Annotated in this window: 18 protein-coding genes; 13 read left to right on the plus strand and 5 right to left on the minus strand. The window is 68.5% G+C overall.

The window, feature by feature from the left end; translation table 11 throughout:
- The first annotated feature begins 198 nt into the window (after positions 1-198).
- Genes AP428_RS14055 through AP428_RS14065 form a run of 3 tightly spaced genes read left to right on the plus strand, consistent with a single transcriptional unit; the run spans position 199 to position 3,645 of the window.
- On the plus strand, positions 199-1,353 hold the full coding sequence (locus tag AP428_RS14055) for a pyridoxal phosphate-dependent aminotransferase (protein WP_011694020.1): 1,155 nt from the start codon (positions 199-201) through the stop codon (positions 1,351-1,353).
- Between the two features lie 57 nt (positions 1,354-1,410).
- Positions 1,411-2,199 carry an ABC transporter substrate-binding protein gene (locus AP428_RS14060; RefSeq protein WP_006488477.1) on the plus strand — a complete coding sequence of 263 codons (789 nt, stop codon included), beginning with the start codon at positions 1,411-1,413 and terminating at the stop codon, positions 2,197-2,199.
- A 15-nt stretch (positions 2,200-2,214) separates the two neighbouring features.
- The gene (locus tag AP428_RS14065) at positions 2,215-3,645 is read left to right on the plus strand and encodes an FAD-binding oxidoreductase (protein WP_054928215.1); all 1,431 of its coding nucleotides are present in this window, start codon (positions 2,215-2,217) and stop codon (positions 3,643-3,645) included.
- Between the two features lie 45 nt (positions 3,646-3,690).
- Here AP428_RS14065 and AP428_RS14070 read toward each other — a convergent pair whose 3' ends face one another.
- Both AP428_RS14070 and cadR read right to left on the minus strand, forming a co-directional pair.
- Positions 3,691-4,263, minus strand: a complete 573-nt coding sequence (locus AP428_RS14070; protein ID WP_011546786.1) for a PadR family transcriptional regulator — start codon at positions 4,261-4,263, stop codon at positions 3,691-3,693.
- Positions 4,264-4,331: 68 nt separating this feature from the next.
- A complete protein-coding gene (gene cadR, locus AP428_RS14075; protein ID WP_011546785.1) occupies positions 4,332-4,763 on the minus strand; it encodes a Cd(II)/Pb(II)-responsive transcriptional regulator in 432 nt (143 codons plus the stop codon).
- An 81-nt stretch (positions 4,764-4,844) separates the two neighbouring features.
- Here cadR and AP428_RS14080 point away from each other — a divergent pair, with 81 nt between their 5' ends.
- Together AP428_RS14080 and AP428_RS14085 are read left to right on the plus strand one after the other, a co-directional pair.
- Positions 4,845-7,379 (plus strand): heavy metal translocating P-type ATPase, encoded by a 2,535-nt coding sequence (locus AP428_RS14080; RefSeq protein ID WP_054928216.1) that lies wholly within the window; start codon positions 4,845-4,847, stop codon positions 7,377-7,379.
- 10 nt (positions 7,380-7,389) lie between these two features.
- On the plus strand, positions 7,390-7,773 hold the full coding sequence (locus tag AP428_RS14085) for a zinc ribbon domain-containing protein (protein ID WP_054928217.1): 384 nt from the start codon (positions 7,390-7,392) through the stop codon (positions 7,771-7,773).
- Positions 7,774-7,931: 158 nt separating this feature from the next.
- On the opposite strand, the gene AP428_RS14090 is transcribed toward AP428_RS14085, so the two are convergent.
- Positions 7,932-8,813 carry a GyrI-like domain-containing protein gene (locus AP428_RS14090; protein ID WP_011546782.1) on the minus strand — a complete coding sequence of 294 codons (882 nt, stop codon included), beginning with the start codon at positions 8,811-8,813 and terminating at the stop codon, positions 7,932-7,934.
- A 275-nt stretch (positions 8,814-9,088) separates the two neighbouring features.
- Here AP428_RS14090 and AP428_RS14095 point away from each other — a divergent pair, with 275 nt between their 5' ends.
- The 5 genes from AP428_RS14095 (at position 9,089) to AP428_RS36720 (ending at position 14,936) form a co-directional block, all read left to right on the plus strand.
- On the plus strand, positions 9,089-10,552 hold the full coding sequence (locus tag AP428_RS14095; protein ID WP_011546781.1) for a mechanosensitive ion channel: 1,464 nt from the start codon (positions 9,089-9,091) through the stop codon (positions 10,550-10,552).
- 231 nt (positions 10,553-10,783) lie between these two features.
- The gene (gene eat, locus AP428_RS14100) at positions 10,784-12,196 is read left to right on the plus strand and encodes an ethanolamine permease (protein WP_027812788.1); all 1,413 of its coding nucleotides are present in this window, start codon (positions 10,784-10,786) and stop codon (positions 12,194-12,196) included.
- Positions 12,197-12,296: 100 nt separating this feature from the next.
- Positions 12,297-13,694 carry an ethanolamine ammonia-lyase subunit EutB gene (locus tag AP428_RS14105; protein WP_054928218.1) on the plus strand — a complete coding sequence of 466 codons (1,398 nt, stop codon included), beginning with the start codon at positions 12,297-12,299 and terminating at the stop codon, positions 13,692-13,694.
- A complete protein-coding gene (eutC, locus tag AP428_RS14110; RefSeq protein ID WP_054928219.1) occupies positions 13,691-14,485 on the plus strand; it encodes an ethanolamine ammonia-lyase subunit EutC in 795 nt (264 codons plus the stop codon). The genes AP428_RS14105 and eutC overlap by 4 nt, the downstream gene beginning before the upstream one ends.
- 115 nt (positions 14,486-14,600) lie before the next feature.
- Positions 14,601-14,936: a hypothetical protein gene (locus AP428_RS36720; protein ID WP_124624086.1), complete on the plus strand. Its 336-nt coding sequence runs from the start codon at positions 14,601-14,603 to the stop codon at positions 14,934-14,936.
- Positions 14,937-15,157: 221 nt separating this feature from the next.
- Here AP428_RS36720 and AP428_RS14115 read toward each other — a convergent pair whose 3' ends face one another.
- Positions 15,158-16,042 (minus strand): LysR family transcriptional regulator, encoded by an 885-nt coding sequence (locus AP428_RS14115; protein WP_054928220.1) that lies wholly within the window; start codon positions 16,040-16,042, stop codon positions 15,158-15,160.
- 164 nt (positions 16,043-16,206) lie between these two features.
- Between AP428_RS14115 and AP428_RS14120 the strand changes: the two genes are divergently transcribed.
- Entirely contained in the window at positions 16,207-17,832 is a 1,626-nt protein-coding gene (locus tag AP428_RS14120; RefSeq protein ID WP_054928227.1) for an MFS transporter, read from the plus strand.
- 233 nt (positions 17,833-18,065) lie between these two features.
- On the opposite strand, the gene AP428_RS14125 is transcribed toward AP428_RS14120, so the two are convergent.
- The gene (locus AP428_RS14125; protein WP_053524477.1) at positions 18,066-18,494 is read right to left on the minus strand and encodes a pyridoxamine 5'-phosphate oxidase family protein; all 429 of its coding nucleotides are present in this window, start codon (positions 18,492-18,494) and stop codon (positions 18,066-18,068) included.
- 331 nt (positions 18,495-18,825) lie between these two features.
- On the opposite strand from AP428_RS14125, the gene AP428_RS14130 reads away from it, so the two are divergent.
- Entirely contained in the window at positions 18,826-20,352 is a 1,527-nt protein-coding gene (locus tag AP428_RS14130; protein WP_011694006.1) for an aldehyde dehydrogenase family protein, read from the plus strand.
- Between the two features lie 182 nt (positions 20,353-20,534).
- Positions 20,535-21,083, plus strand: a complete 549-nt coding sequence (locus AP428_RS14135; protein ID WP_054928228.1) for a hypothetical protein — start codon at positions 20,535-20,537, stop codon at positions 21,081-21,083.
- Positions 21,084-21,169: the final 86 nt, after the last annotated feature.

A 21,169-nucleotide genomic window follows, 5' to 3' on the forward strand; every position in this document is an offset into this window, starting at 1 on the left:
GGGGAAATGCCTGATTCGCATATCAGGCGCGCAGGCCGGCCTTGCCGCCAGGCCCTTCTCCGGGCGAGCCATGAGAAAAATGCATGGCCGCCATGACGAACTTTCGATTGTCCGCCGATATTGGCTCGGGCTAAATCATGCGGCAGATGCAGGCCGCGCACGGCGCGGCCCGCCCGAAGGACATCAGGAGGAGAAGTCATGCGAAGCGCCACCGCGCCCCGTTCGAAACTGCCCGACGTCGGGACGACGATCTTCACGGTGATCGGCCAACTGGCTGCTCAACACGACGCGCTGAACCTGTCGCAGGGCGCGCCGAATTTCGCGCCCGATCCGGCGCTCGTCGAAGGCGTCGCGCGCGCGATGCGCGACGGTCACAACCAGTACGCGCCGATGGCCGGCGTGATCGCGCTGCGCGAGCGGCTCGCCGAGAAGACCGAGGCGCTGTACGGCGCGCGCTACGACCCGGCGACCGAAATCACGGTGATCGCGAGCGCGAGCGAAGGGCTTTACGCGGCGATCAGCGCGCTCGTGCATCCCGGCGACGAAGTGATCTATTTCGAGCCGTCGTTCGACAGCTATGCGCCGATCGTGCGACTGCAGGGCGCGACGCCGGTCGCGATCAAGCTGTCGCCCGAGCATTTCCGCGTGAACTGGGACGAGGTGGCCGCGGCCATCACGCCGCGCACGCGGATGATCATCGTCAACACGCCGCACAACCCGACCGCGACGGTGTTCTCCGCCGACGATCTCGAACGCCTCGCGCAACTCACGCGCGACACGGGCATCGTCGTGCTGTCCGACGAAGTCTACGAGCACGTCGTGTTCGACGGCGCGCAGCACCAGAGCGTCGCGCGCCATCGCGAGCTGGCCGAGCGCAGCGTGATCGTGTCGTCGTTCGGCAAGTCGTTCCACGTGACCGGCTGGCGCGTCGGCCATTGCCTCGCGCCGGCCGAGCTGATGGACGAGATCCGCAAGGTGCACCAGTTCATGGTGTTCTCGGCCGACACGCCGATGCAGGTCGCGTTCGCGGAGATCCTCGCGCGGCCGGACAGCTATCTCGGCCTGTCGGCGTTCTACCAGGCCAAGCGCGACCTGCTCGCGCGCGAGCTGGCCGATTCGCGTTTCGAGCTGCTGCCGAGCGAAGGCTCGTTCTTCATGCTCGCGCGCTTTCGCCACTTCTCGGACGAAAGCGACAGCGATTTCGTGCTGCGTCTGATCCGCGATGCGCGTGTCGCGACGATTCCGCTGTCGGCGTTCTATACCGACGGCACCGACGCCGGCGTGATCCGGCTCAGTTTTTCGAAGGACGACGCGACGCTGGTCGAAGGCGCGCGGCGGCTGCGTTCGCTGTAAGGCCCATACGGAAACCGGCGACGGAGACGTCGCATCGACCAGACCCAGGAGATCACGATGAAACACACGGCTACCTTGAAACTCGCGTTCGCACTCGCGTGCGCCATCGGCTCCGGCGCGGCGCTCGCCGATGCGCCGACGCTGCGCTTCGGTCTCGAAGCGCAATACCCGCCGTTCGAATCGAAGGCGCCGAACGGCGACCTGCAGGGCTTCGACATCGACGTCGGCAACGCCGTCTGCCAGACGGCGAAGCTGTCGTGCAAATGGGTCGAGACGTCGTTCGACGGGCTGATTCCGGCGCTGAAGGGCCGCAAGTTCGACGCGATCAACTCGGCGATGAACGCGACCGAGCAACGGCGCCAGGCGATCGACTTCACCACGATCATCTATCGCGTGCCGACCCAGCTGATCGCGCGCACCGGCAGCGGGCTGCTGCCGACGCCCGAATCGCTGAAGGGCAAGCGCGTGGGCGTGCTGCAGGCGTCGATCCAGGAAACCTTCGCGAAGGCGCACTGGGAGCCGGCCGGCGTCGCGATCGTCGCGTACCAGGACCAGAACCAGGCGTATGCGGATCTGGTCGCGGGCCGCCTCGACGCGACGCTCGTCCTCGCGCCGTCGGGCCAGCGAGGCTTCCTGTCGCGCCCGGACGGCAAGGGCTTCTCGTTCGTCGGCCAGCCGGTGCACGACGACAAGATCCTCGGCAGCGGCATCGCGTTCGGCCTGCGCAAGGGCGACGACGCGCTGAAGGCGAAGCTCGACGCGGCGATCGACAAGCTGAAGGCGGACGGCACGGTGAAGTCGCTCGGGTTGAAGTATTTCGGCGATATCGACATCTCGACGAAGTAAGCGGGGCCGCGCACGATGCCGACCTCGAACCGGACCGCTGCGGGCAGCGCACCGGACGGCAGGCCGCTGCCGGACGAGGCCGTCGATGCCGTGCTCGCCGCCGAACTGGGCGACGCGCTCGTCACGCGCGCGGCCGATATCGATCCGCGTTACTTCACCGCGTACAACGAGCCGGCCGGCGTGCGACCGCGTGCGCTGGTACGCCCGTGCAGCGTCGACGACGTGTCGCGCACGCTCGCGCTGTGCTCGCGGCTCGGCCAGCCGGTCGTGCCGCAAGGCGGGCTGACCGGGCTCGCGCGCGGGGCGGTCGCGCTGGGCGGCGAGGTCGTGCTGTCGATGGAGCGCTTCGCGGGCATCGAAGCGCTCGACGCGGCGGCCGGTACGATCACCGTGCGCGCGGGCACGCCGCTGCAGACGGTGCAGGAAGCCGCCGAAGCGGCGGGCTTCACGTTCGGCGTCGATCTCGGCGCGCGCGGCTCGTGCCAGATCGGCGGCATGCTCGCGACCAATGCGGGCGGCACGCGCGCGATCCGCTACGGGATGATGCGCGAGCAGGTGCTCGGGCTGGAGGCGGTGCTCGCGGACGGCACGATCGTGTCGTCGATGAACCGGATGCTGAAGAACAACGCGGGCTACGACCTGAAGCAGTTGTTCATCGGCAGCGAAGGGACGCTCGGCGTCGTCACGCGCGCGGTGCTGCGGCTGCATCCGTTGCTCGCGGCGCCGGCCACGGCGCTCTGCCGCGTGCGCGACTACGACGCGGTGGTCGCGCTGTGGAACCGCGTGCGCACGCTGCCGGAGGTCGTCAGTTTCGAGGCGATGTGGCCGGCGTTCTACGACTACGTCGCGCGGCATACGCCCGGGGTATCGGCGCCGTTCATCGGCGACGGCGGTTTCGTGGTGTTGATCGAATGCGCGACGAGCGCGCCGGGCGGCGATGCGCACCAGGCGCTCGAAACGGGGCTGGCCGCGGGATTCGATGCCGGGCGCGTCGACGATGCGGTACTCGCGACTTCCGAGCGGCAGGCGCGCGATTTGTGGACGCTGCGCGAAGGTCTCGCGATCGATGCACTGCCCCAGCTCGTCAACTTCGACGTGAGTCTGCCGACGGGCGAACTCGGTACGTTCGCCGAACGCTTCGAGGCGGCGTTGCGGGCGCGCTGGCCGGCGCTCACGTGCCTGTTTTTCGGCCATGTCGGCGACGGCAACGTGCATATCGGCGTGTCACTGGCCGAGATGACCGACGCGGACGCCGATGCGCTCGATCACTGCGTGTATGCGGTGGTGCGCGACATGGGTGGCTCGGTGTCGGCCGAGCACGGGATCGGCGTGCTCAAGCGTCCTTATCTGGCGCACACGCGCAGCGACGCGGAAATCGGGCTGATGCGGCGGCTGAAGGCCGCGCTGGACCCGCGCGGCATCCTGAATCCCGGCAAGGTACTTTGATGCGGCCGACGGCCGCTGCCGCCGGGCATCGGCCGGCGCCGCGCGTCAGCCGTCCACCCAGCGCAGCGCGCCGATCTTCAGGTGTTCGACGACGCTGCGCGCCCAGTTCAGCTCCGCATTGAGCAGCACGAGCGCATGCTCGTTCTGCAGCAGGAACAGGCGCGGCACCTGGTCGGCCTGTGCGGTGGCGCGCAGCGCTTCCAGCCGCTCGCGCTCGGCGTCGAGCCGCGCGATGCGCAGCTCGAGCTGGTGACGCGCATCTTCCGCATCGAGCAGCGGCAGGAACGCGAGGCCGGCGCCGAACGCCGGAAATTCACGGGCGGGCTCCGCAAGCAGCGCATGCAGCCATGCCTGCCCGGCCGTGTGCCCGGCTTCCGTCAGCGCATACACCGTGCGCTCCGGAAACGCGCCGTCGCGTTCGGTGTCGTGCACGGCGATCAGCCCGTCGCGCAGCAGCCGGTCGATCGTCTGGTACAGGCTCGTGCGCTGCCGCACGTTGACGACTTCGTCGTAGCCGCGGGCCTTCAGTTGCTGCAGCATCCCGTACGGATGCATCGGTGTTTCGGTGAGCGTCGCAAGGACGGCCAGCGCGAGCGGGGACGGACGACTCGTAGACATGAATAGTTAAAGTATATCTAGTAATAATATAACTATTCTCAATCAGACTATCTGATTTGACAAGGGTTTCAGCCGAGGTGCGAGCGCTTCGCGGCCGGCGCGACGGTTTCCATCGTCGCAAGGCCATGCACGATGCCGCAATCCTCGACCGAATGCTCGCCGACGCACTGGCGGCGCAATTCGGTGAGCTGGTCGCGCAGATGCGTGAGTTCCGCGAGGCGCGCGTCGACGTGTCCGATGTGATCGTCGAGCAGCGAATTGATCGAATCGCAGCGGTCCGCCGGCGTGTCGGTGAGCTGCAGCAGCGCGCGGATTTCGTCGTGCGCCATGTCGAGCGCGCGGCAGTTGCGGATGAAGCGCAGCCGCTCGACGTGCACGTCGGTGTAGTTGCGGTAGTTCGAATCGGTGCGCTCCGCATCCGGCATCAGGCCCTCTTTCTCGTAGAAACGGATCGTCTCGGGCGTGCAGCGGGCCGCTTTGGCCAGTTCGCCAATCTTCATGCCTTTCTCCCGTGTAAGGGTTGACCTTGTAGTGGCTTCAGGGTGTTAACTCTACACCGTCAAGCCACAAAGGAGGTTGTCATGACCGACGCCAAGCGTCCCCACGACCCACGACACCGTCATGCCGGCGGCGCCGATGCGTGCTGCGCCGATGCGCGCGACACGCAGACGGCGGCCGTTGCCGACGCGGCGCCGGCGGCCGGCGAGCACGCGCACGGCCATGACCACGATCACGATCACGCTGCGCACGGCGAGGCGGGTCATGCCCACGATCACGGCCATGCGGGCGACGACCAGCATGTGCACGGCGCGACGTGTTCGCACGACCACGCCGCGCATGACCATGCCGGTCACGACCACGACCACGACCACGACCACGACCACGACCACGACCACGACCACGCGGCCGGCGACTGCTGCGCGCCGGCCGCGCTGACGCTCGCGCCGCTGCCGGTCGCGCAGGCAACCGCGTCGGGCCACGTGCGCTCCGCGTTCCGGATCATGCAGATGGACTGCCCGACCGAGGAAACGCTGATCCGCAAGAAGCTTGGCGGCATGGGCGAAGTGTCGGCGCTCGAATTCAACCTGATGCAGCGGATGCTGACCGTCGAGCACGTGGCCGGCGCGCAGCCGGCGATCGAAAGCGCGATCCGCACGCTCGGAATGACGCCGGAGGCCGCCACGGCTGACGCCCCGACAGCGCGCGTCGCCGACGCGCCCGCGAAGCCGTGGTGGCCGCTGGCGCTCGCCGGCGTCGCGGCGATCGCGTCCGAAGGCGCGACCTGGGCCGGGCTGCCGGTGTGGCTGTCGGCCGCGCTCGCGCTCGCCGCGGTGCTCGCGTGCGGGCTCACCACGTACAAGAAGGGCTGGATCGCGATCCGCAACGGCAACCTGAACATCAACGCGCTGATGAGCATCGCGGTGACGGGCGCGATGGCGATCGGCCAGTGGCCGGAAGCCGCGATGGTGATGGTGCTGTTCACGATCGCCGAGCTGATCGAGGCGAAGTCGCTCGACCGCGCGCGCAATGCGATCCAGGGGCTGATGCAGCTCGCGCCGGATACCGCGACCGTGCAGCAGCCCGACGGCGCGTGGCGGACGATCGAGGCCGCGCAGGTCGCGCTCGGCGCGGTCGTGCGTGTGAAGCCGGGCGAGCGGATCGGGCTGGACGGCGAAGTCGTCGCGGGCCGCTCGACGGTCAACCAGGCGCCGATCACCGGTGAAAGCCTGCCCGTCGAAAAGGCGAGCGGCGACGCGGTGTACGCGGGCACGATCAACGAATCGGGTTCGTTCGACTACCGCGTGACGGCCGTCGCGGCCAACTCGACGCTCGCGCGGATCATTCACGCGGTCGAGGAAGCGCAGGGCGCGAAGGCGCCGACGCAGCGCTTCGTCGACCAGTTCGCGCGCGTCTACACGCCGATCGTATTCGCGGTCGCGCTGCTGGTCGCGGTGGTGCCGCCGCTCGTGATGGGCGGCGCATGGCACGACTGGATCTACCGCGCGCTCGTGCTGCTCGTGATCGCTTGCCCGTGCGCGCTGGTGATCTCGACGCCGGTGACGATCGTGTCGGGGCTCGCGGCCGCGGCGCGGCGCGGGATTCTCGTGAAGGGCGGCGTCTATCTGGAAGAAGGGCGCAAGCTCGCGTGGCTCGCGCTCGACAAGACCGGCACGATCACGCACGGCAAGCCGGTGCAGACCGACTTCGACGTGCATGCGGACGATGCCGACGCGGCGCGCGTGCGGCACCTCGGCGCGAGCCTCGCGGCGCGCTCCGATCACCCGGTGTCGCAGGCGATTGCCGCCGCGGCCCGCGCCGCCGGCACGGCGGCCTTCGCCGACGTGCAGGACTTCGAAGCGATCGTCGGGCGCGGCGTGCGCGGCACGATCGACGGCACGCGCTACTGGCTCGGCAATCACCGCCTCGTCGAGGAACTCGAGCGCTGCTCGACGGCTCTCGAGGCGAAGCTCGACGCGCTGGAGCGGCAGGGCAAGAGCGTCGTCGTGCTGGTCGACGCCACGCGCGTGCTCGGCATCTTCGCGGTGGCCGACACGATCAAGGACACGAGCCGCGACGCGATCGCGGATCTGCACGCGCTCGGCATCCGCACCGCGATGCTGACGGGCGACAACCCGCATACCGCGCTGGCGATCGCCAGGCAGGCGGGCATCGACGACGCGCGCGGCAACCAGTTGCCGGAAGACAAGCTCGCGGCGGTCGAGGAACTGGCGGCGGGCGGCGCGGGCGCGGTCGGGATGGTCGGCGACGGGATCAACGATGCGCCGGCGCTCGCGCGCGCCGACATCGGCTTCGCGATGGGCGCGATGGGCACCGACACGGCGATCGAGACGGCCGACGTCGCGCTGATGGACGACGACCTGCGCAAGATTCCCGCATTCGTGCGGCTGTCGCGCGCGACGCACCGCGTGCTGGTGCAGAACATCGGCTTCGCGCTCGGCGTGAAGGTCGTGTTCCTCGGCCTCACGGTCGCGGGGCTCGGGACGATGTGGATGGCCGTCTTCGCCGACGCGGGCGCGAGCCTGATCGTCGTGGCCAACGGCTTGCGGCTGCTGTCGTCCTCCGGGGCGTTTGGCGGCGCACCGGCCAAGCGTTGAGGAGCGGACGATGAGCTTTCTGAAACGGATACTCGGCGGCCATGGCGGCGGCCACGGCAGCGGGCACGGCAATAGCGGAAACGGGGGCCATGGCGGCCACGGTGGCGGGCATCACGGCGGGTCGCGCCTGGGCGGCCACGATGCGCGCGGGCGCGATCGCCACGGCTGGGGCTGGCAGGCGCCGGCCGACGCCGGTGGCGGGCAAGGCGGCCAGCGCGGCAACGTGCCGCTGAGCCAGCTCGCGTGCGCGGGCTGCGGCGCGCTCAACGCAGCGGATGCACGCTTCTGCGCGCAGTGCGGCGCGGCGCAACGCGGCAAGGCGTGCAGCCGCTGCCATGCGGCGCTGGCGGCCGACGCGCGGTTCTGTCCCGGCTGCGGGACGCAGGCTGCTTGAGGATCTCCGCGAATTCGCGCCGGCTACGCATACGCACGAGCCGGCGCGCTGCGTTCAAGGCCGGCGCACCGGCATGCCCGATGTCGTCTCGTGCATCCTCGCACCAGCAATATCGTCGCGGTCCGTCCAGATGCACGGCGCCACGGCACACCCGTCGCTCAGCGCAGCGGCAGGTGAATTTCGGTGCGCAGGTCGGCCGGCGCCGTATCCATCGGCGTATTGAGGTATAGCTCGAACGGCGGCGCGTCGGCGGCTTCGCGGCCCGAGTGGCGCAGCCAGTCGCCGTACAGCCACTGGTAGGCCGTTTTCAGGTCCGCATACGGCCCCGTATGCAGCAGCACCGCGTATTCGCCGCCGGCGATCGTCACCCGCTCGACCGGCGGCACGGGTGCGACGTCCGGCGCGCCGTCGGCCGGCATGAAGCACGCTTTCGCGCGCAACTGCGCTTCGGGCGTCGTGTCCGGATCGTCGTAGAAAATCCCGATCATCTTCGCGCCCGGCCCGATCAGCCCGTGCTGCCCCACCCACGCGCCGATCCGCCCGAACGCGTCCCCCACCTTCATGTACGCACCGGTGTGCGTTACCGCGTAGCCGCGCAGTTCCGGCAGGCGCCGGATCTCGACCTCGTGCTTGAACATGTCTGCCTCTCCTCGCTGTAGTGGATAAATCGGCCGGTGGGTGCCGGTGCGCCGGTGCTGCGCGGGCAGCACGCCGTACGCGTCGCGAAACGCCCGCGCGAATGCGTGCGTCGACCCGTAGCCCGCGCGCCGCGCGATTTCATCGAGCGGCCGCGCGGTGCAGACCAGATCCTCGGACGCCCGCACGATCCGCATCCGCCGCACGGTCAGCACGATCGACTCGCCGTACAGCGCGCGGTAGACGCGCTGCCAGTGATACGGCGACAGGCACGCGACTTCGGCGAGCCGGTTCAGGTCGAGCGGGCCGTCGAGATGCGCGCTGATGTACGCGTGGACCCGCGCCACGCTTGCCGCGTAGCGCACCCACGCGGGCGGGTCGGTTTTCGTTTCGGCTGGAGTCATCGGCGTGTCCGGGCTGGAACCGACGCCACGGTAGCACGGGCAGAATGGACAAATCTTGCGGAAATGCCGGACACCCGTCGATGCGGCCCTTTTTGAGTTCAACGAAATGGGGTCTTGCCCCTCCGGGATCTATGACTAAAGTTAAAGACGGTGAAATCGGGTGAACGCGTCATTTTTCTCGGGTAAGTTGCCCGGACGGAGCAGCACGCTTTTCGAATTACGCAGGTCGTTCGTCGATGTTCAATCGCCACACCACGTTTTCGGGAGAAGAAGAAATGGATGCTTCCAGCTTCATCACGTCGCTGCAGGCCACGCTAGGCGGATACCTGCCCAAGATCGCCGGCGCGATCGGCATCCTGGTGATCGGCTGGCTGATCGCCGTCGCGGTGCGGGCCGGTGCGCTCCGGCTGCTCAACGCGCTGAAGGTCGATCAGCGGATCACCGACAGCACCGGCCAGGGCGCCTGCGTCGAACGCATCATCGCCAGCGGCCTGTTCTGGCTCGTGCTGCTCGTCACCGCGGTGGGCATCTTCAACGTGCTCAACCTGTACGCGGTCTCCAATCCGTTCTCGCTGCTCGTCACGCACATCGTCAACTACCTGCCGAACCTGATCGGCGGCGCGGCGCTGACGCTGATCGCGTGGCTGATCGCGTCGCTGCTGCGCAGCCTCGCGAACCGCGCGCTGAAGGCGAGCAAGGTCGACGCCACGTTGTCCGAAAGCGCCGGCATGCAGCCGATGAGCGGCTATCTCGGCGACGTGCTGTTCTGGCTCGTGATCCTGATGTTCCTGCCGGCGATCCTCGGCTCGTTCGCGCTGTCGGGCCTGCTGTCGCCGGTGCAGGGGATGGTCGACAAGCTGCTCGCGATCGTGCCGAACATCTTCGCGGCCGCGGTGATCGGCTTCGTCGGCTGGGTCGTCGCGCGCGTGCTGCGCGGCCTGGTGACGAACCTGCTGGTCGCCGCCGGCGCCGACCGCCTCACGCAAGGGATCGACAGCCCGACGCCCGTGCGCGTGTCGAGCCTGGTCGGCACCATCGTCTACGTGTTCGTGTTCGTGCCGACGCTGATCTCCGCGCTCGACGCGCTGAAGATCGACGCGATCTCGATTCCCGCGACCAACATGCTGAACCAGTTCCTCGGCGCGGTGCCCGACATCGTCGCGGCGATCGTGATCGTGCTGGTCACGTTCTACTTCGCGCGCTTCGTCGCGTCGCTCGCGCAGAAGCTGCTGGAAGCCGCCGGCGTCGACGGGCTGCCGGCCGTGCTCGGCGTCGAGCGCGTGTTCTCGGGCATCCTGCAGCCGTCGGTGCTGGTCGCGCGACTGATCGTGTTCTTCGCGATGCTATTCGCGTCGGTCGAAGCCGCGAACCGGCTCGGCTTCACGCAGGTGCGCGACGTCGTCACGCTGTTCATCGAATTCGGCGGCCACGTGCTGATGGGCGGCGTGATCCTCGTGATCGGCGTGTGGCTCGCGGGCCTCGCGCGCCGCGTGATCGAGCAGGCCGACCGCGAGCACAGCGTGCTGTTCGCGCGGATCGCCCAGTTCGCGATCCTCGGCCTCGTGTTCGCGATGGGGCTGCGCGCGATGGGCATCGCGAACGAAATCGTGCAGCTCGCGTTCGGCCTCGTGCTCGGCGCGATCGCGGTGGCCGTTGCGCTGTCGTTCGGCCTCGGCGGCCGGGAAGCGGCCGGCAAGCTGCTCGACCGCTGGTTCAACCAGCGCGGCGGCGGCCAGTAAGGCCCGTCGGCACGGCCGATCCGGCCCGCATCGCGCGGGCCGGACCGGCGTGGCAACGGGCGCGGCGGGCGTTGCCGCGAGCGGTACCGCAAGCGTTTCCGAAAGCGTTTCCGCAAGCGAAATGTCAGCCGCGATCTTTGCCGAATTTCGATAACACGTCGTTTAATGACTCTCTAGCATCGATTCTCAGTCGCGCGGGCCCGCAGGCCCGGCGCCTTTGAGGAGAGTCCGATGAAAGCAGAGTCGAATGGCCGGCCCGCCGCCGGCGCCAAGTCCTCCGGCCAGCCCGCGCTGCAGCAGACGCTAGGGACCTGGCAACTGTGGGGCATCGCGGTCGGCCTCGTGATTTCCGGCGAATACTTCGGCTGGAGCTACGGCTGGGCGAGCGCGGGCACGCTGGGTTTCGTGATCACCGCGCTGTTCGTCGCGGCGATGTACACCACCTTCATCTTCAGTTTCACCGAGCTGACGACGTCGATCCCGCACGCGGGCGGCCCGTTCGCCTATGCGCGCCGCGCATTCGGCCCGACCGGCGGCTATCTGGCCGGCGCCGCGACGCTGGTCGAGTTCGTGTTCGCGCCGCCCGCGATCGCGCTCGCGATCGGCGCGTACCTGCACGTGCAGTTTCCGGGGCTCGAACCGAAACACGCGGCGATGGGCGCGTATCTCGTGTTCATGGCGCTGAACATCGTCGGCGTGCAGATCGCGGCGACCTTCGAGCTCGTCGTCACGCTGCTCGCGATCTTCGAGCTGCTGGTGTTCATGGGCGTCGTGTCGCCGGGTTTCGCGTGGAGCAATTTCACGAAGGGCGGCTGGTCGGGCGCCGATCACTTCAGCGTGGGCGCATTCCACGGGATGTTCGCGGCGATTCCGTTCGCGATCTGGTTCTTCCTCGCGATCGAAGGCGTCGCGATGGCCGCCGAGGAAGCGAAGAATCCGAAGCGCTCGATTCCGATCGCGTACGTGGCCGGCATCCTGACCCTCGTGGCGCTCGCGATCGGCGTGATGGTGTTCGCCGGCGGCGCGGGCGACTGGACCAAGCTCGCGAACATCAACGACCCGCTGCCGCAGGCGATGAAGTACATCGTCGGCGCGAACAGCGGCTGGATGCACATGCTCGTGTGGCTCGGGCTGTTCGGCCTCGTCGCGTCGTTCCACGGGATCATCCTCGGCTATTCGCGCCAGATCTTCGCGCTGGCCCGCGAAGGCTACCTGCCGGAGTGGCTCGGGAAGGTGCATCCGCGCTTCAAGACGCCGCATCGCGCGATCCTCGCGGGCGGCGTGGTCGGGATTGCCGCGATCTACAGCGATGAGCTGATCCAGTTCGGCGGCCAGACGCTCACCGCGAATATCGTGACGATGTCGGTGTTCGGCGCGATCGTGATGTATATCGTGAGCATGGCGGCGCTGTTCAAGCTGCGCCGCTCGCAGCCGAACCTGGAGCGGCCGTTCCGCGCGCCGCTGTACCCGATCTTCCCGGCATTCGCGATCCTGGCGGCGCTCGTCTGCCTCGGTACGATGGTGTATTTCAACGGGCTGGTCGCGCTGGTGTTCGTCGGCTTCCTCGCGGTCGGCTACGCGTACTTCCTCGCGACCCGCTCGCAGCGCGCGAGCGCGCCCGGCGACGCGCTGCTGGAGGAGTGAGCGCCGTGACGACGGTGAACGTGAAAGGCCGTTCCTGACGGCATCCGGCGCGCCCCGTCGAACGGGCGCGCCGTCGGCTTTTGGCAAGGAGATTCGAACGATGTCCTATACGGAGACGATCGGTCCGCGCACGTACCGCTTCGCGGACCTGAAGACGCTGCTCGCCAAGGCGAGCCCGCTGCGTTCCGGCGACCAGCTCGCCAGCGTCGCGGCGGCGAGCGAGGAGGAGCGCGTCGCCGCGAAGATCGCGCTCGCGGGCGTGCCGCTGAAGGCATTCCTGAACGAAGCGGTGATCCCGTATGAAGACGACGAGGTCACGCGCCTCATCATCGACGATCACGATGCGCAGGCGTTCGCGGAAATCTCGCACCTCACCGTCGGCGATTTCCGCAACTGGCTGCTGTCGCCCGCGGCCGACGGCGCGGCGCTCGAACGGATCGCCCCCGGCCTCACGCCCGAGATGGTCGCGGCCGTGTCGAAGCTGATGCGCAACCAGGACCTGATCGCGGCCGCGCGGAAGCGCCGCGTCGTCACGCGCTTTCGCAACACGGTCGGGCTGGCCGGCCGGATGTCGGTGCGGCTGCAGCCGAACCACCCGACCGACGACGTGAAGGGCATCGCCGCATCGATGCTGGACGGGCTGATGTACGGCTGCGGCGACGCGATGATCGGCATCAATCCGGCCACCGACAGCCTCGCGGCGATCGTGAAGCTGCTCGCGATGATCGACGGCTTTCGCGAGCGCTATGGCGTGCCGACGCAGTCGTGCGTGCTCACGCACGTGACCAACACGATCGCGGCGATCGAGAAGGGCGCGCCGGTCGACCTCGTGTTCCAGTCGATCGCGGGCACCGAGAAGGCCAATGCCAGCTTCGGGATCTCACTCGCGCTGCTCGGCGAGGCGCGCGAGGCCGCGCTGGCGCTGAAGCGCGGCACGGTCGGCAACAACCTGATGTATTTCGAGACGGGCCAGGGCAGTGCGCTGTCGGCGAACGCGCATTTCGGCGTCGACCAGCAGACCTGCGAAGTGCGCGCGTATGCGGTCGCGCGCAAGTTCGAACCGTTCCTCGTGAACACGGTGGTCGGCTTCATCGGGCCCGAATACCTGTACGACGGCAAGCAGATCATCCGCGCCGGGCTCGAGGATCACTTCTGCGGCAAGCTGCTCGGCGTGCCGATGGGCTGCGACATCTGCTACACGAACCACGCGGAAGCCGACCAGGACGACATGGACACGCTGCTGACGCTGCTGGGGGCGGCCGGCATCAACTTCATCATGGGAATTCCGGGCGCCGACGACGTGATGCTGAACTACCAGAGCACGTCGTTCCACGACCAGCTCTACGTGCGCGAGGTGCTCGGCCTGCGCCGCGCGCCCGAGTTCGAGGAATGGCTGGAGACGATGGAAATCGCCGATGCGCACGGCGCGCTGCGCGCGGCGACGGCACGCGTGCCGCTGCTCGCGGGCGCGAACGACTGGATGGGGATTTCCGCATGAGCGACGCCGTCGAAAAGAACCCTTGGGCGCAGCTGAAGTCGTTCACGAACGCGCGGATCGCGCTCGGCCGCGCGGGCAACAGCCTGCCGACCGCGCCGCTCCTGGCCTTCAACCTGTCGCATGCGCAGGCGCGCGACGCGGTGCACCAGCCGCTCGACGCGGATGCGCTGCGGCGCGAGATCGAGGCGGCCGGCCTGCTGCCGACGCTGCGGGTGCAGAGCGCCGCGCCCGACCGCGACCACTACCTGCGCCGGCCCGATCTCGGCCGCAAGCTGTCGGACGACAGCCGCGGCCTGCTGGCCGGCTACGGGGCGGCGCTCGACGACGCGCCCGATGTCGTGTTCGTGGTCGGCGACGGGCTGTCGGCGTTCGCGGCCGCGAAGCAGGCGCTGCCGCTGTTGCAGGCCGTGCGGCCGCGGCTCGACGCGGACGGCTGGCGGATCGGCCCGGTGGTGGTCGCGACGCAGGCGCGCGTCGCGCTCGGCGACGAGATCGGCGAGCTGCTGCGCGCGAAGGTGGTCGCGATGCTGATCGGCGAACGGCCCGGCCTCAGTTCGCCGGACAGCCTCGGCGTGTACCTGACGTGGGCGCCGAAGGTCGGCTGTCACGACGCGCTGCGCAACTGCATCTCGAACGTGCGGCCCGAAGGGCTGCCGCACGCCGCCGCCGCGCACAAGCTGCATTACCTGATGACGCATGCGCGCAGGCTCCAGTTGACGGGCGTCGGGCTGAAGGACGACAGCGACGCGCTGCTGCCGGCGGCGGAAGCGGAGCGGATCGGCGCGGCGTGACGAGGTGGCTACTGGTCGGAAAAATGACGCTGGAAGCTTCTGCGGTGAACAAGCGTTAAAGATCAGATAAATAGTGTCGATATAGCGTCCGAGAACAACAACTTGGACTGCGCAGATGAAACGCCCGGAACGTGTGAGGAAGTTGCTGATTTGGAAGACTGCCGGATTTGCGGCTCTTGTTGGGCTACTCATTCCGATTTCTTCCGCATCAATGATTCAAACGACCAGCGCTTCTCCTATCGTGCCTGGGCTTGCGACGCTAGCCGCAAAGATTCCCACGGCTCAATTCTGGGACGCCGTACTGCCGACAGGCAATTTGGGAACAATGCCGACGCGAATGGTTGTGACTTTTGCAATCGCTGTTGTTGTGGCAGGCATGTTGTCGGTATCGCAGAAGCACTCGCGGATGCTGCGTAAAGAAGATGAGGCGCGCGAGCTTCGGGATATCTGATTTGCATGTCGGTGTCGTGCATCCGCGATCAGCGGCGCCTCTCTATCCGTTTCCCTAAAGCCAAGCATCGAAGGTATCGGACCTGCGAGTCGAATAGGCGTGAGTCTGATTTGGGGCGAACAGCTGATCAAACGTCGAGGGAAGCAGCTTCGACGGTCTGAGCGTTCTTGTACCAAACGTCCGGGACGCCATGCTTTTCGGAATACCTCTCCAGCTTGTTGCTATTTGAACAGCCGCTCGCATAGGAAATCGACGAACACGCGCAGCTTCGGCGACAACTGCCGGCTCGACGGCCACACGATCGAGAACTGCCCCGGCGCGATCCGGTAGTCGTCGAGCACGGTGACGAGCGTGCCGTATTCGAGCGCGTCGCGCGCGAGGAAGTCGGGCATGTAGCCGATGCCGAGCCCCGCGAGCACGGCGCCGCGCAGCGCTTCCATGTTGTTGCAGGTCATCGCGGTGCGCAGCGTGAGCGGCGTGCCGTCGTCGGCCGCGAGCGCCCAGTCCTGCAGCTTGCCGGTGGTCGGGAAGCAGTAGCGTACGCAGTCGTGCGCTTCGAGCTCGCGCGGCGTGCGCGGCGTGCCGGCCTGCGCGAGATAGGCGGGCGTCGCGCACAGCACGAACGCGAACGGGCCGAGCCGCCGCGACATCAGGCTCGAATCGGACAGCGGGCCGCTGCGGATCACCGCGTCGAAGCCGCCTTCGACGACGTCGACCATCCGGTCGTTGAAATCGAGATCGAGCTCGACGTCCGGATAGCGCTGCCGGAATTCGGGCAGCACCGGCAGCAGGAAGCGGTAGCCGATCACCGGCAGGCTCACGCGCAGCTTGCCGCGCGGGCGCTGCGCGGACGCCGTCACGGTCGCCTCCGCGTCGCGGAAATCCTCGAGGATGCGCTGGCAGCGCTCGTAGAAATGCCGCCCCTCGTCGGTGAGCGTCACGCGCCGCGTCGTGCGGTTGAACAGCCGCACGCCGAGCGACTGTTCCAGTTTCGCGATCGTCTTGCCGACCGCCGACGCCGAGATGCCGAGCGCGCGGCCGGCCGCGACGAAGCTCAGCGCTTCGGCGGTGCGGACGAACGCGACGATGCCGGTGAGGTTTTCCATCTTTCCATCGAATCGAAGGACGCGCGGTGACGCACGCAGGCAGGTGTATTGCGGAATTTTAATCCGTTATATGCGGAGCTTCGCGTGGTTTTTCGCGGATTGAATCGGATTTATCTTCTGTCGCTCTGATGGCGCATCCGCGCCGGCTTTTTCGAGGAGCGATGATGGATCACCCTGTTTCAGCCGCCCCGGCCCACGTGGCCCACGCGGCGCGCCGGCGCGCATGGGTGCTGGCCGCCGTCTGCATGGCCGCCGTCGCGCTGCCGCTGTCGTTTTCGGGCGGCGCGGTCGCGACGCCGGCGATCGGCCGCGACCTGCACGGCAGCCCGGTCGCGATGAACTGGATCACCAACGCGTTCATGCTCGCGTTCGGCAGCTTCCTGATGGCGTCGGGTGCGCTGGCCGACCAGTTCGGCCGCAAGCGCCTGTTCGCGATCGGCGTCGGCGGCTTCACGCTGATGTCGATCGCGCTCGCGTTCGCGCCGTCGATGCTCGCCGTCGATCTGCTGCGCGCCGCGCAAGGGCTCGCGGCGGCCGCGGCGCTGGCCGGCGGCACGGCCGCGCTCGCGCAGGAATTCGACGGCGCGGCGCGCACGCGTGCATTCAGCCTGCTCGGCACGACGTTCGGCATCGGGCTCGCGTTCGGGCCCGTGATCGCCGGCGGGCTGATCGGGCATTACGGCTGGCGCGCGATCTTCGTGACGAGCGCGGTGGCCGGCGTGCTGTCGCTCGCGTTCGGGCTGCCGCGCATGCACGAGTCGCGCGACCCGCACGCGACCGGGCTCGACTGGCCCGGCACGGCGGCGTTCACGGCCGCGCTGTCGCTGTTCACGTTCGGCGTGATCGAGGCGCCCGCGCGCGGCTGGTCGAGCCCGCTCGTGATCGCGCTGCTGGCCGGCGCGGCGCTCGGCGCGTGCGCATTCGTGACGATCGAGACACGCGTCGCGCGGCCGATGCTCGACCTGTCGCTGTTCCGCATCGCGCGCTTCGTCGGCGTGCAGGTGCTGCCGGTGTCGACCTGTTGCTGCTACATCGTGCTGCTCGTCGTGCTGCCGCTGCGCTTCATCGGCATCGACGGCTTCAGCGAGATCGACGCCGGCTGGCTGATGCTCGCGATCTCCGCGCCGATGCTGGTCGTGCCGCTCGTCGCGGCGACGCTCACGCGCTGGCTGTCGGCCGGCGTGATTTCCGGGCTCGGGCTGCTCGTCGCGGCGGCCGGGCTCGTGTGGCTCGGCATCGCGCTGCGCGGCGGCGCGGGGCCGGCGGCGATCGCGCCGATGCTCGCGATCGGCGTCGGTGCCGGCATGCCGTGGGGGCTGATGGACGGGCTGTCGGTGAGCGTCGTGCCGAAGGAGCGCGCGGGGATGGCGACGGGCATTTTCAGTACGACGCGCGTCGCCGGCGAGGGGATTGCGCTGGCGATCGTCGGTGCGGTGCTGGCCGCGCTCGCGCAGGCGGGGCTCGCGCACGCGGCCGGTGCCGCGGCCACGCCCGACGCAACGCTGCGTGCGGCCGCGCGGCTCGCGACCGGCGATCTCGCGGGTGCGGCTGCCGCGTTGCCGGGCGTCGGACGTGCGGCGCTGATCGCGAGCTACACGCATGCGTTCGACCGGCTGCTGATCGGGCTGGCCGTCGTCACGGTGCTGTGCGCGGTGGTGGTGTTCGGGTTTCTCGGCGGGCGGCCGGCGGCCGACGAAACGGGCGACGAGGCGGATGGCCACGCGCAGGCCGATGCGTCGGCGGCGCGCAGTCGAGGTGAGCCGGCGTGTGTGGAGACGCAAGGGCGTTGAGCGTTGCACCGTGGCGCGCGGGTGTTTCGATGTTTCGGTGCTCGGTGCTCGGTGCTCGGTGCTCGGTGCTCGGTGCCCGGTGCCCGGTGCCCGGTGCCCGGTGCCCGGTGCCCGGTGCCCGGTGCTTCGATGTTTCGGTTCTTGGTTCCCGGTTCCCCGGGTGCTTCGGTCTTTTGGTCAATGCAGCGGCCGTGCCCACCTCGTCCGCTCGTTAAAGCCTCATCCGCCGCGCGTCACGCCAGCACGAGCGGCGGCAACCCCGCATCCGCGCGCGCCTCTGCGCGTTCCACCTCGATCACCAGATAGCGCAGCGCGTCCGGCCACAGATGCGCGCGCCCTTGCGCATCCTCGTCGAGCGTCGCGCGACCCTGCACGAGCCAGGTCGTCTGCCGCACGAAATCGACGAACAGCAGCGCGATGGCCGGATTCACGAGCAGGTTGCCGATCGTGTTGAGCAGGTGGTTGCCCGCGAAGTCGGGCAGCACCAGCGTGCGGCGGTCCGGGATATCGACGAGCGGCGTGAACGAGCCGTCGGCGCGCGGCTGACGGCCGCGGTACGAACAGTCGGCGTTGCCGGCCGCGTCGGCGGTCGCGACGATCAGGAAAGCCTGCTCGCGGATGAAGGCGATGGCGTCGTCGGTCAGGGGGCCGCGATCGTTCATGGTGTCGGTCGGCGCGTGCGCCGTGGCGTGTGGATCGGTGATCCGCACGCAAGCGACATGCCACGCGGCGCGGCGCGCGTCCGCGGGCTGCACACCGCCGCGCACTGTGGAAATTCCGAACACCGGCCCCGTCGCTGCGCAATCGCGGTGTTCAGAATCGGTACACCCGCCGTGTTGCGTGCGTGAACACCGCACGGTGCGAGCGTGCGCGGGCCGCGCTCGACGTGCTCTCGTTCCCTCTCGTCCTGTTTGGCACGCATGTTGCGTAAACGGGACCAGCGCATTCCAACCGGCGCTGTACTCACACAAGCACGATGAACAGGAGACATGTATGAACCCGTTTGACCTGAAACAACTGGGCCTCGACGTCGAATACCCGTACCGTCAGCAATACGACAACTACATCGGCGGCAAGTGGGTTCCGCCGGTGAAGGGCGAGTATTTCGAGAACGTGTCGCCGATCAACGGCCAGCCGTTCTGCCGCATCCCGCGCTCCGGCGCCGACGACATCGAACTGGCGCTCGACGCCGCGCATGCCGTGCGCCGCCAGTGGGGCAAGACGTCCGTGGCCGAGCGTGCGAACCTGCTGCTCGCCGCCGCCGACCGGATGGAAAAGAACCTGAAGCTGCTGGCCGTGGCCGAGACGATCGACAACGGCAAGCCGCTGCGCGAGACGATGGCGGCCGACCTGCCGCTCGCGATCGACCACTTCCGCTACTTCGCGGGCTGCATCCGTGCACAGGAAGGCGGCATCTCCGAAATCGACGACAACACCGTCGCGTATCACTTCCACGAGCCGCTCGGTGTGGTCGGCCAGATCATCCCGTGGAACTTTCCGCTGCTGATGGCCGCGTGGAAGCTCGCGCCGGCGCTCGCGGCCGGCTGCTGCGTGGTGATGAAGCCGGCCGAGCAGACGCCCGCGTCGGTGCTCGTGCTGATGGAGCTGATCGGCGACCTGTTCCCGGCCGGCACGATCAACATCGTGAACGGCTTCGGCAAGGAAGCGGGCGAAGCGCTCGCGACCAGCAAGCGGATCGCGAAGATCGCGTTCACGGGCTCGACGCCGGTCGGCAAGCACATCCTGCGTGCGGCGGCCGACAGCTTGATCCCGTCGACGGTCGAACTGGGCGGCAAGAGCCCGAACATCTTCTTCGCCGACGTGCTCGACCAGGACGACGCGTTCCTCGACAAGGCGCTCGAAGGGCTCGCGATGTTCGCGCTGAACCAGGGCGAAGTGTGCACGTGCCCGTCGCGCATCCTGATCCAGGAATCGATCTACGAACGCTTCATCGAGAAGGCCGTCGCGCGCGTCGAGCGCATCAAGTCCGGCCACCCGCTCGACCTGCAGACGATGATCGGCGCGCAGGCGTCGCAGCAGCAGCTCGACAAGATCCTGTCGTACATCGACATCGGCCGCGGCGAAGGCGCGCAATGCCTGACGGGCGGCGAGCGCGCGGCGCCGGCCGCCGATCTCGGCACGGGCTACTACGTGAAGCCGACGATGCTGCTCGGCAACAACAAGATGCGCGTGTTCCAGGAGGAAATCTTCGGGCCGGTCGCGTCGGTGATGACGTTCAAGGACGAGCAGGAAGCGATCGAACTCGCGAACGACACGTTCTACGGGCTCGGCGCCGGCGTGTGGACCCGCAACGGCACGCGTGCGTACCGGATGGGCCGCGAGGTCGAGGCCGGCCGCGTGTGGACCAACTGCTACCACCTGTACCCCGCGCATGCGGCGTTCGGCGGCTACAAGCAGTCGGGGATCGGCCGCGAGACGCACAAGATGGCGCTGTCGAACTATCAGCAGACGAAGTGCCTGCTGGTCAGCTACCAGGCCGAGGCGCTCGGGTTCTTCTGATTGCCGAAGCCGGCGCGACGTGTCGGGGCCGGTTGGGGCCGGCACGTCGCGCGGTTCGATTTCCTTATTTCGACAGTCGGCGCCGGTTGCGCTTCGTTGGGCGGCCGGCGCCGGCAACGCTGCCGGCCGTCGCGCATGCGCGGCGGCACGGTGCGCCGATGCGTGCGACGACGACAACCAGCATGGCAGAACTGCCCCGATCATTTCCCCGCCACCCGGTCTTCCATCCGGGCGAACTCGACGCGCAACACCGCTTCGGCGTCGCCGACGAAGCCGAGCGGATGAGCGATGCCGTGACGACGCGGCTGAGCCTCGGCGTACGGCAGTTCGTCGAATCGCAACCGTTCATGTTCGTCGGCGCGGCATGCGGCGGCGGTGCCTCGATGACCTGCGACATCGTGCAGAGCCGGCGCGACGCGAACGGCGATCTGCTGCCGGTGGTGCGCGTGATCGATACGAAGACGCTGCGGTTCGCGCTGCCCGCCGCGCATGACGGCGACGGCGGCCGGATCGACGCGGCCGCCTGCGACGGCAGCGGGGTCGGATTGCTGTTCGTCGATTTCGTGCGCGGCCTGCGCTACCGGATCAACGGTCGCGCCACGCTGCGCACCGATCTGCCGGAAGCGGACGCGGCGCCGTGGGCGGTGGGCAGCGCGATCGTCGAGCTGACGATCGTGCAGGCATACGGCAATTGCGGGACGCGGGTCGTGCGGCTGAAGCCGGCCCGGTAGGCGGTAGCCGGTGACTGCGCCCGGNGCGGCGCGCATGCGCGGTCGCCGCGCGGATCGCACCGGCGGCGTGCGCGGCATGCCGCCTT

Source organism: Burkholderia sp. E168m22 (assembly GCF_001319805.1).
In the GTDB taxonomy this organism is placed as follows: domain Bacteria; phylum Pseudomonadota; class Gammaproteobacteria; order Burkholderiales; family Burkholderiaceae; genus Burkholderia; species Burkholderia orbicola.

Excerpts from the sequence above, each read along its gene's own strand:
- AP428_RS14055 (WP_011694020.1), top strand. The coding sequence starts at position 199 with ATGCGAAGCGCCACCGCGCCCCGTTCGAAACTGCCCGACGTCGGGACG.
- AP428_RS14060 (WP_006488477.1), top strand. The coding sequence starts at position 1,411 with ATGAAACACACGGCTACCTTGAAACTCGCGTTCGCACTCGCGTGCGCC.
- AP428_RS14065 (WP_054928215.1), top strand. The coding sequence starts at position 2,215 with ATGCCGACCTCGAACCGGACCGCTGCGGGCAGCGCACCGGACGGCAGG.
- AP428_RS14070 (WP_011546786.1), bottom strand. The coding sequence starts at position 4,263 with ATGTCTACGAGTCGTCCGTCCCCGCTCGCGCTGGCCGTCCTTGCGACG.
- cadR (WP_011546785.1), bottom strand. The coding sequence starts at position 4,763 with ATGAAGATTGGCGAACTGGCCAAAGCGGCCCGCTGCACGCCCGAGACG.
- AP428_RS14080 (WP_054928216.1), top strand. The coding sequence starts at position 4,845 with ATGACCGACGCCAAGCGTCCCCACGACCCACGACACCGTCATGCCGGC.
- AP428_RS14085 (WP_054928217.1), top strand. The coding sequence starts at position 7,390 with ATGAGCTTTCTGAAACGGATACTCGGCGGCCATGGCGGCGGCCACGGC.
- AP428_RS14090 (WP_011546782.1), bottom strand. The coding sequence starts at position 8,813 with ATGACTCCAGCCGAAACGAAAACCGACCCGCCCGCGTGGGTGCGCTAC.
- AP428_RS14095 (WP_011546781.1), top strand. The coding sequence starts at position 9,089 with ATGGATGCTTCCAGCTTCATCACGTCGCTGCAGGCCACGCTAGGCGGA.
- eat (WP_027812788.1), top strand. The coding sequence starts at position 10,784 with ATGAAAGCAGAGTCGAATGGCCGGCCCGCCGCCGGCGCCAAGTCCTCC.
- AP428_RS14105 (WP_054928218.1), top strand. The coding sequence starts at position 12,297 with ATGTCCTATACGGAGACGATCGGTCCGCGCACGTACCGCTTCGCGGAC.
- eutC (WP_054928219.1), top strand. The coding sequence starts at position 13,691 with ATGAGCGACGCCGTCGAAAAGAACCCTTGGGCGCAGCTGAAGTCGTTC.
- AP428_RS36720 (WP_124624086.1), top strand. The coding sequence starts at position 14,601 with ATGAAACGCCCGGAACGTGTGAGGAAGTTGCTGATTTGGAAGACTGCC.
- AP428_RS14115 (WP_054928220.1), bottom strand. The coding sequence starts at position 16,042 with ATGGAAAACCTCACCGGCATCGTCGCGTTCGTCCGCACCGCCGAAGCG.
- AP428_RS14120 (WP_054928227.1), top strand. The coding sequence starts at position 16,207 with ATGGATCACCCTGTTTCAGCCGCCCCGGCCCACGTGGCCCACGCGGCG.
- AP428_RS14125 (WP_053524477.1), bottom strand. The coding sequence starts at position 18,494 with ATGAACGATCGCGGCCCCCTGACCGACGACGCCATCGCCTTCATCCGC.
- AP428_RS14130 (WP_011694006.1), top strand. The coding sequence starts at position 18,826 with ATGAACCCGTTTGACCTGAAACAACTGGGCCTCGACGTCGAATACCCG.
- AP428_RS14135 (WP_054928228.1), top strand. The coding sequence starts at position 20,535 with ATGGCAGAACTGCCCCGATCATTTCCCCGCCACCCGGTCTTCCATCCG.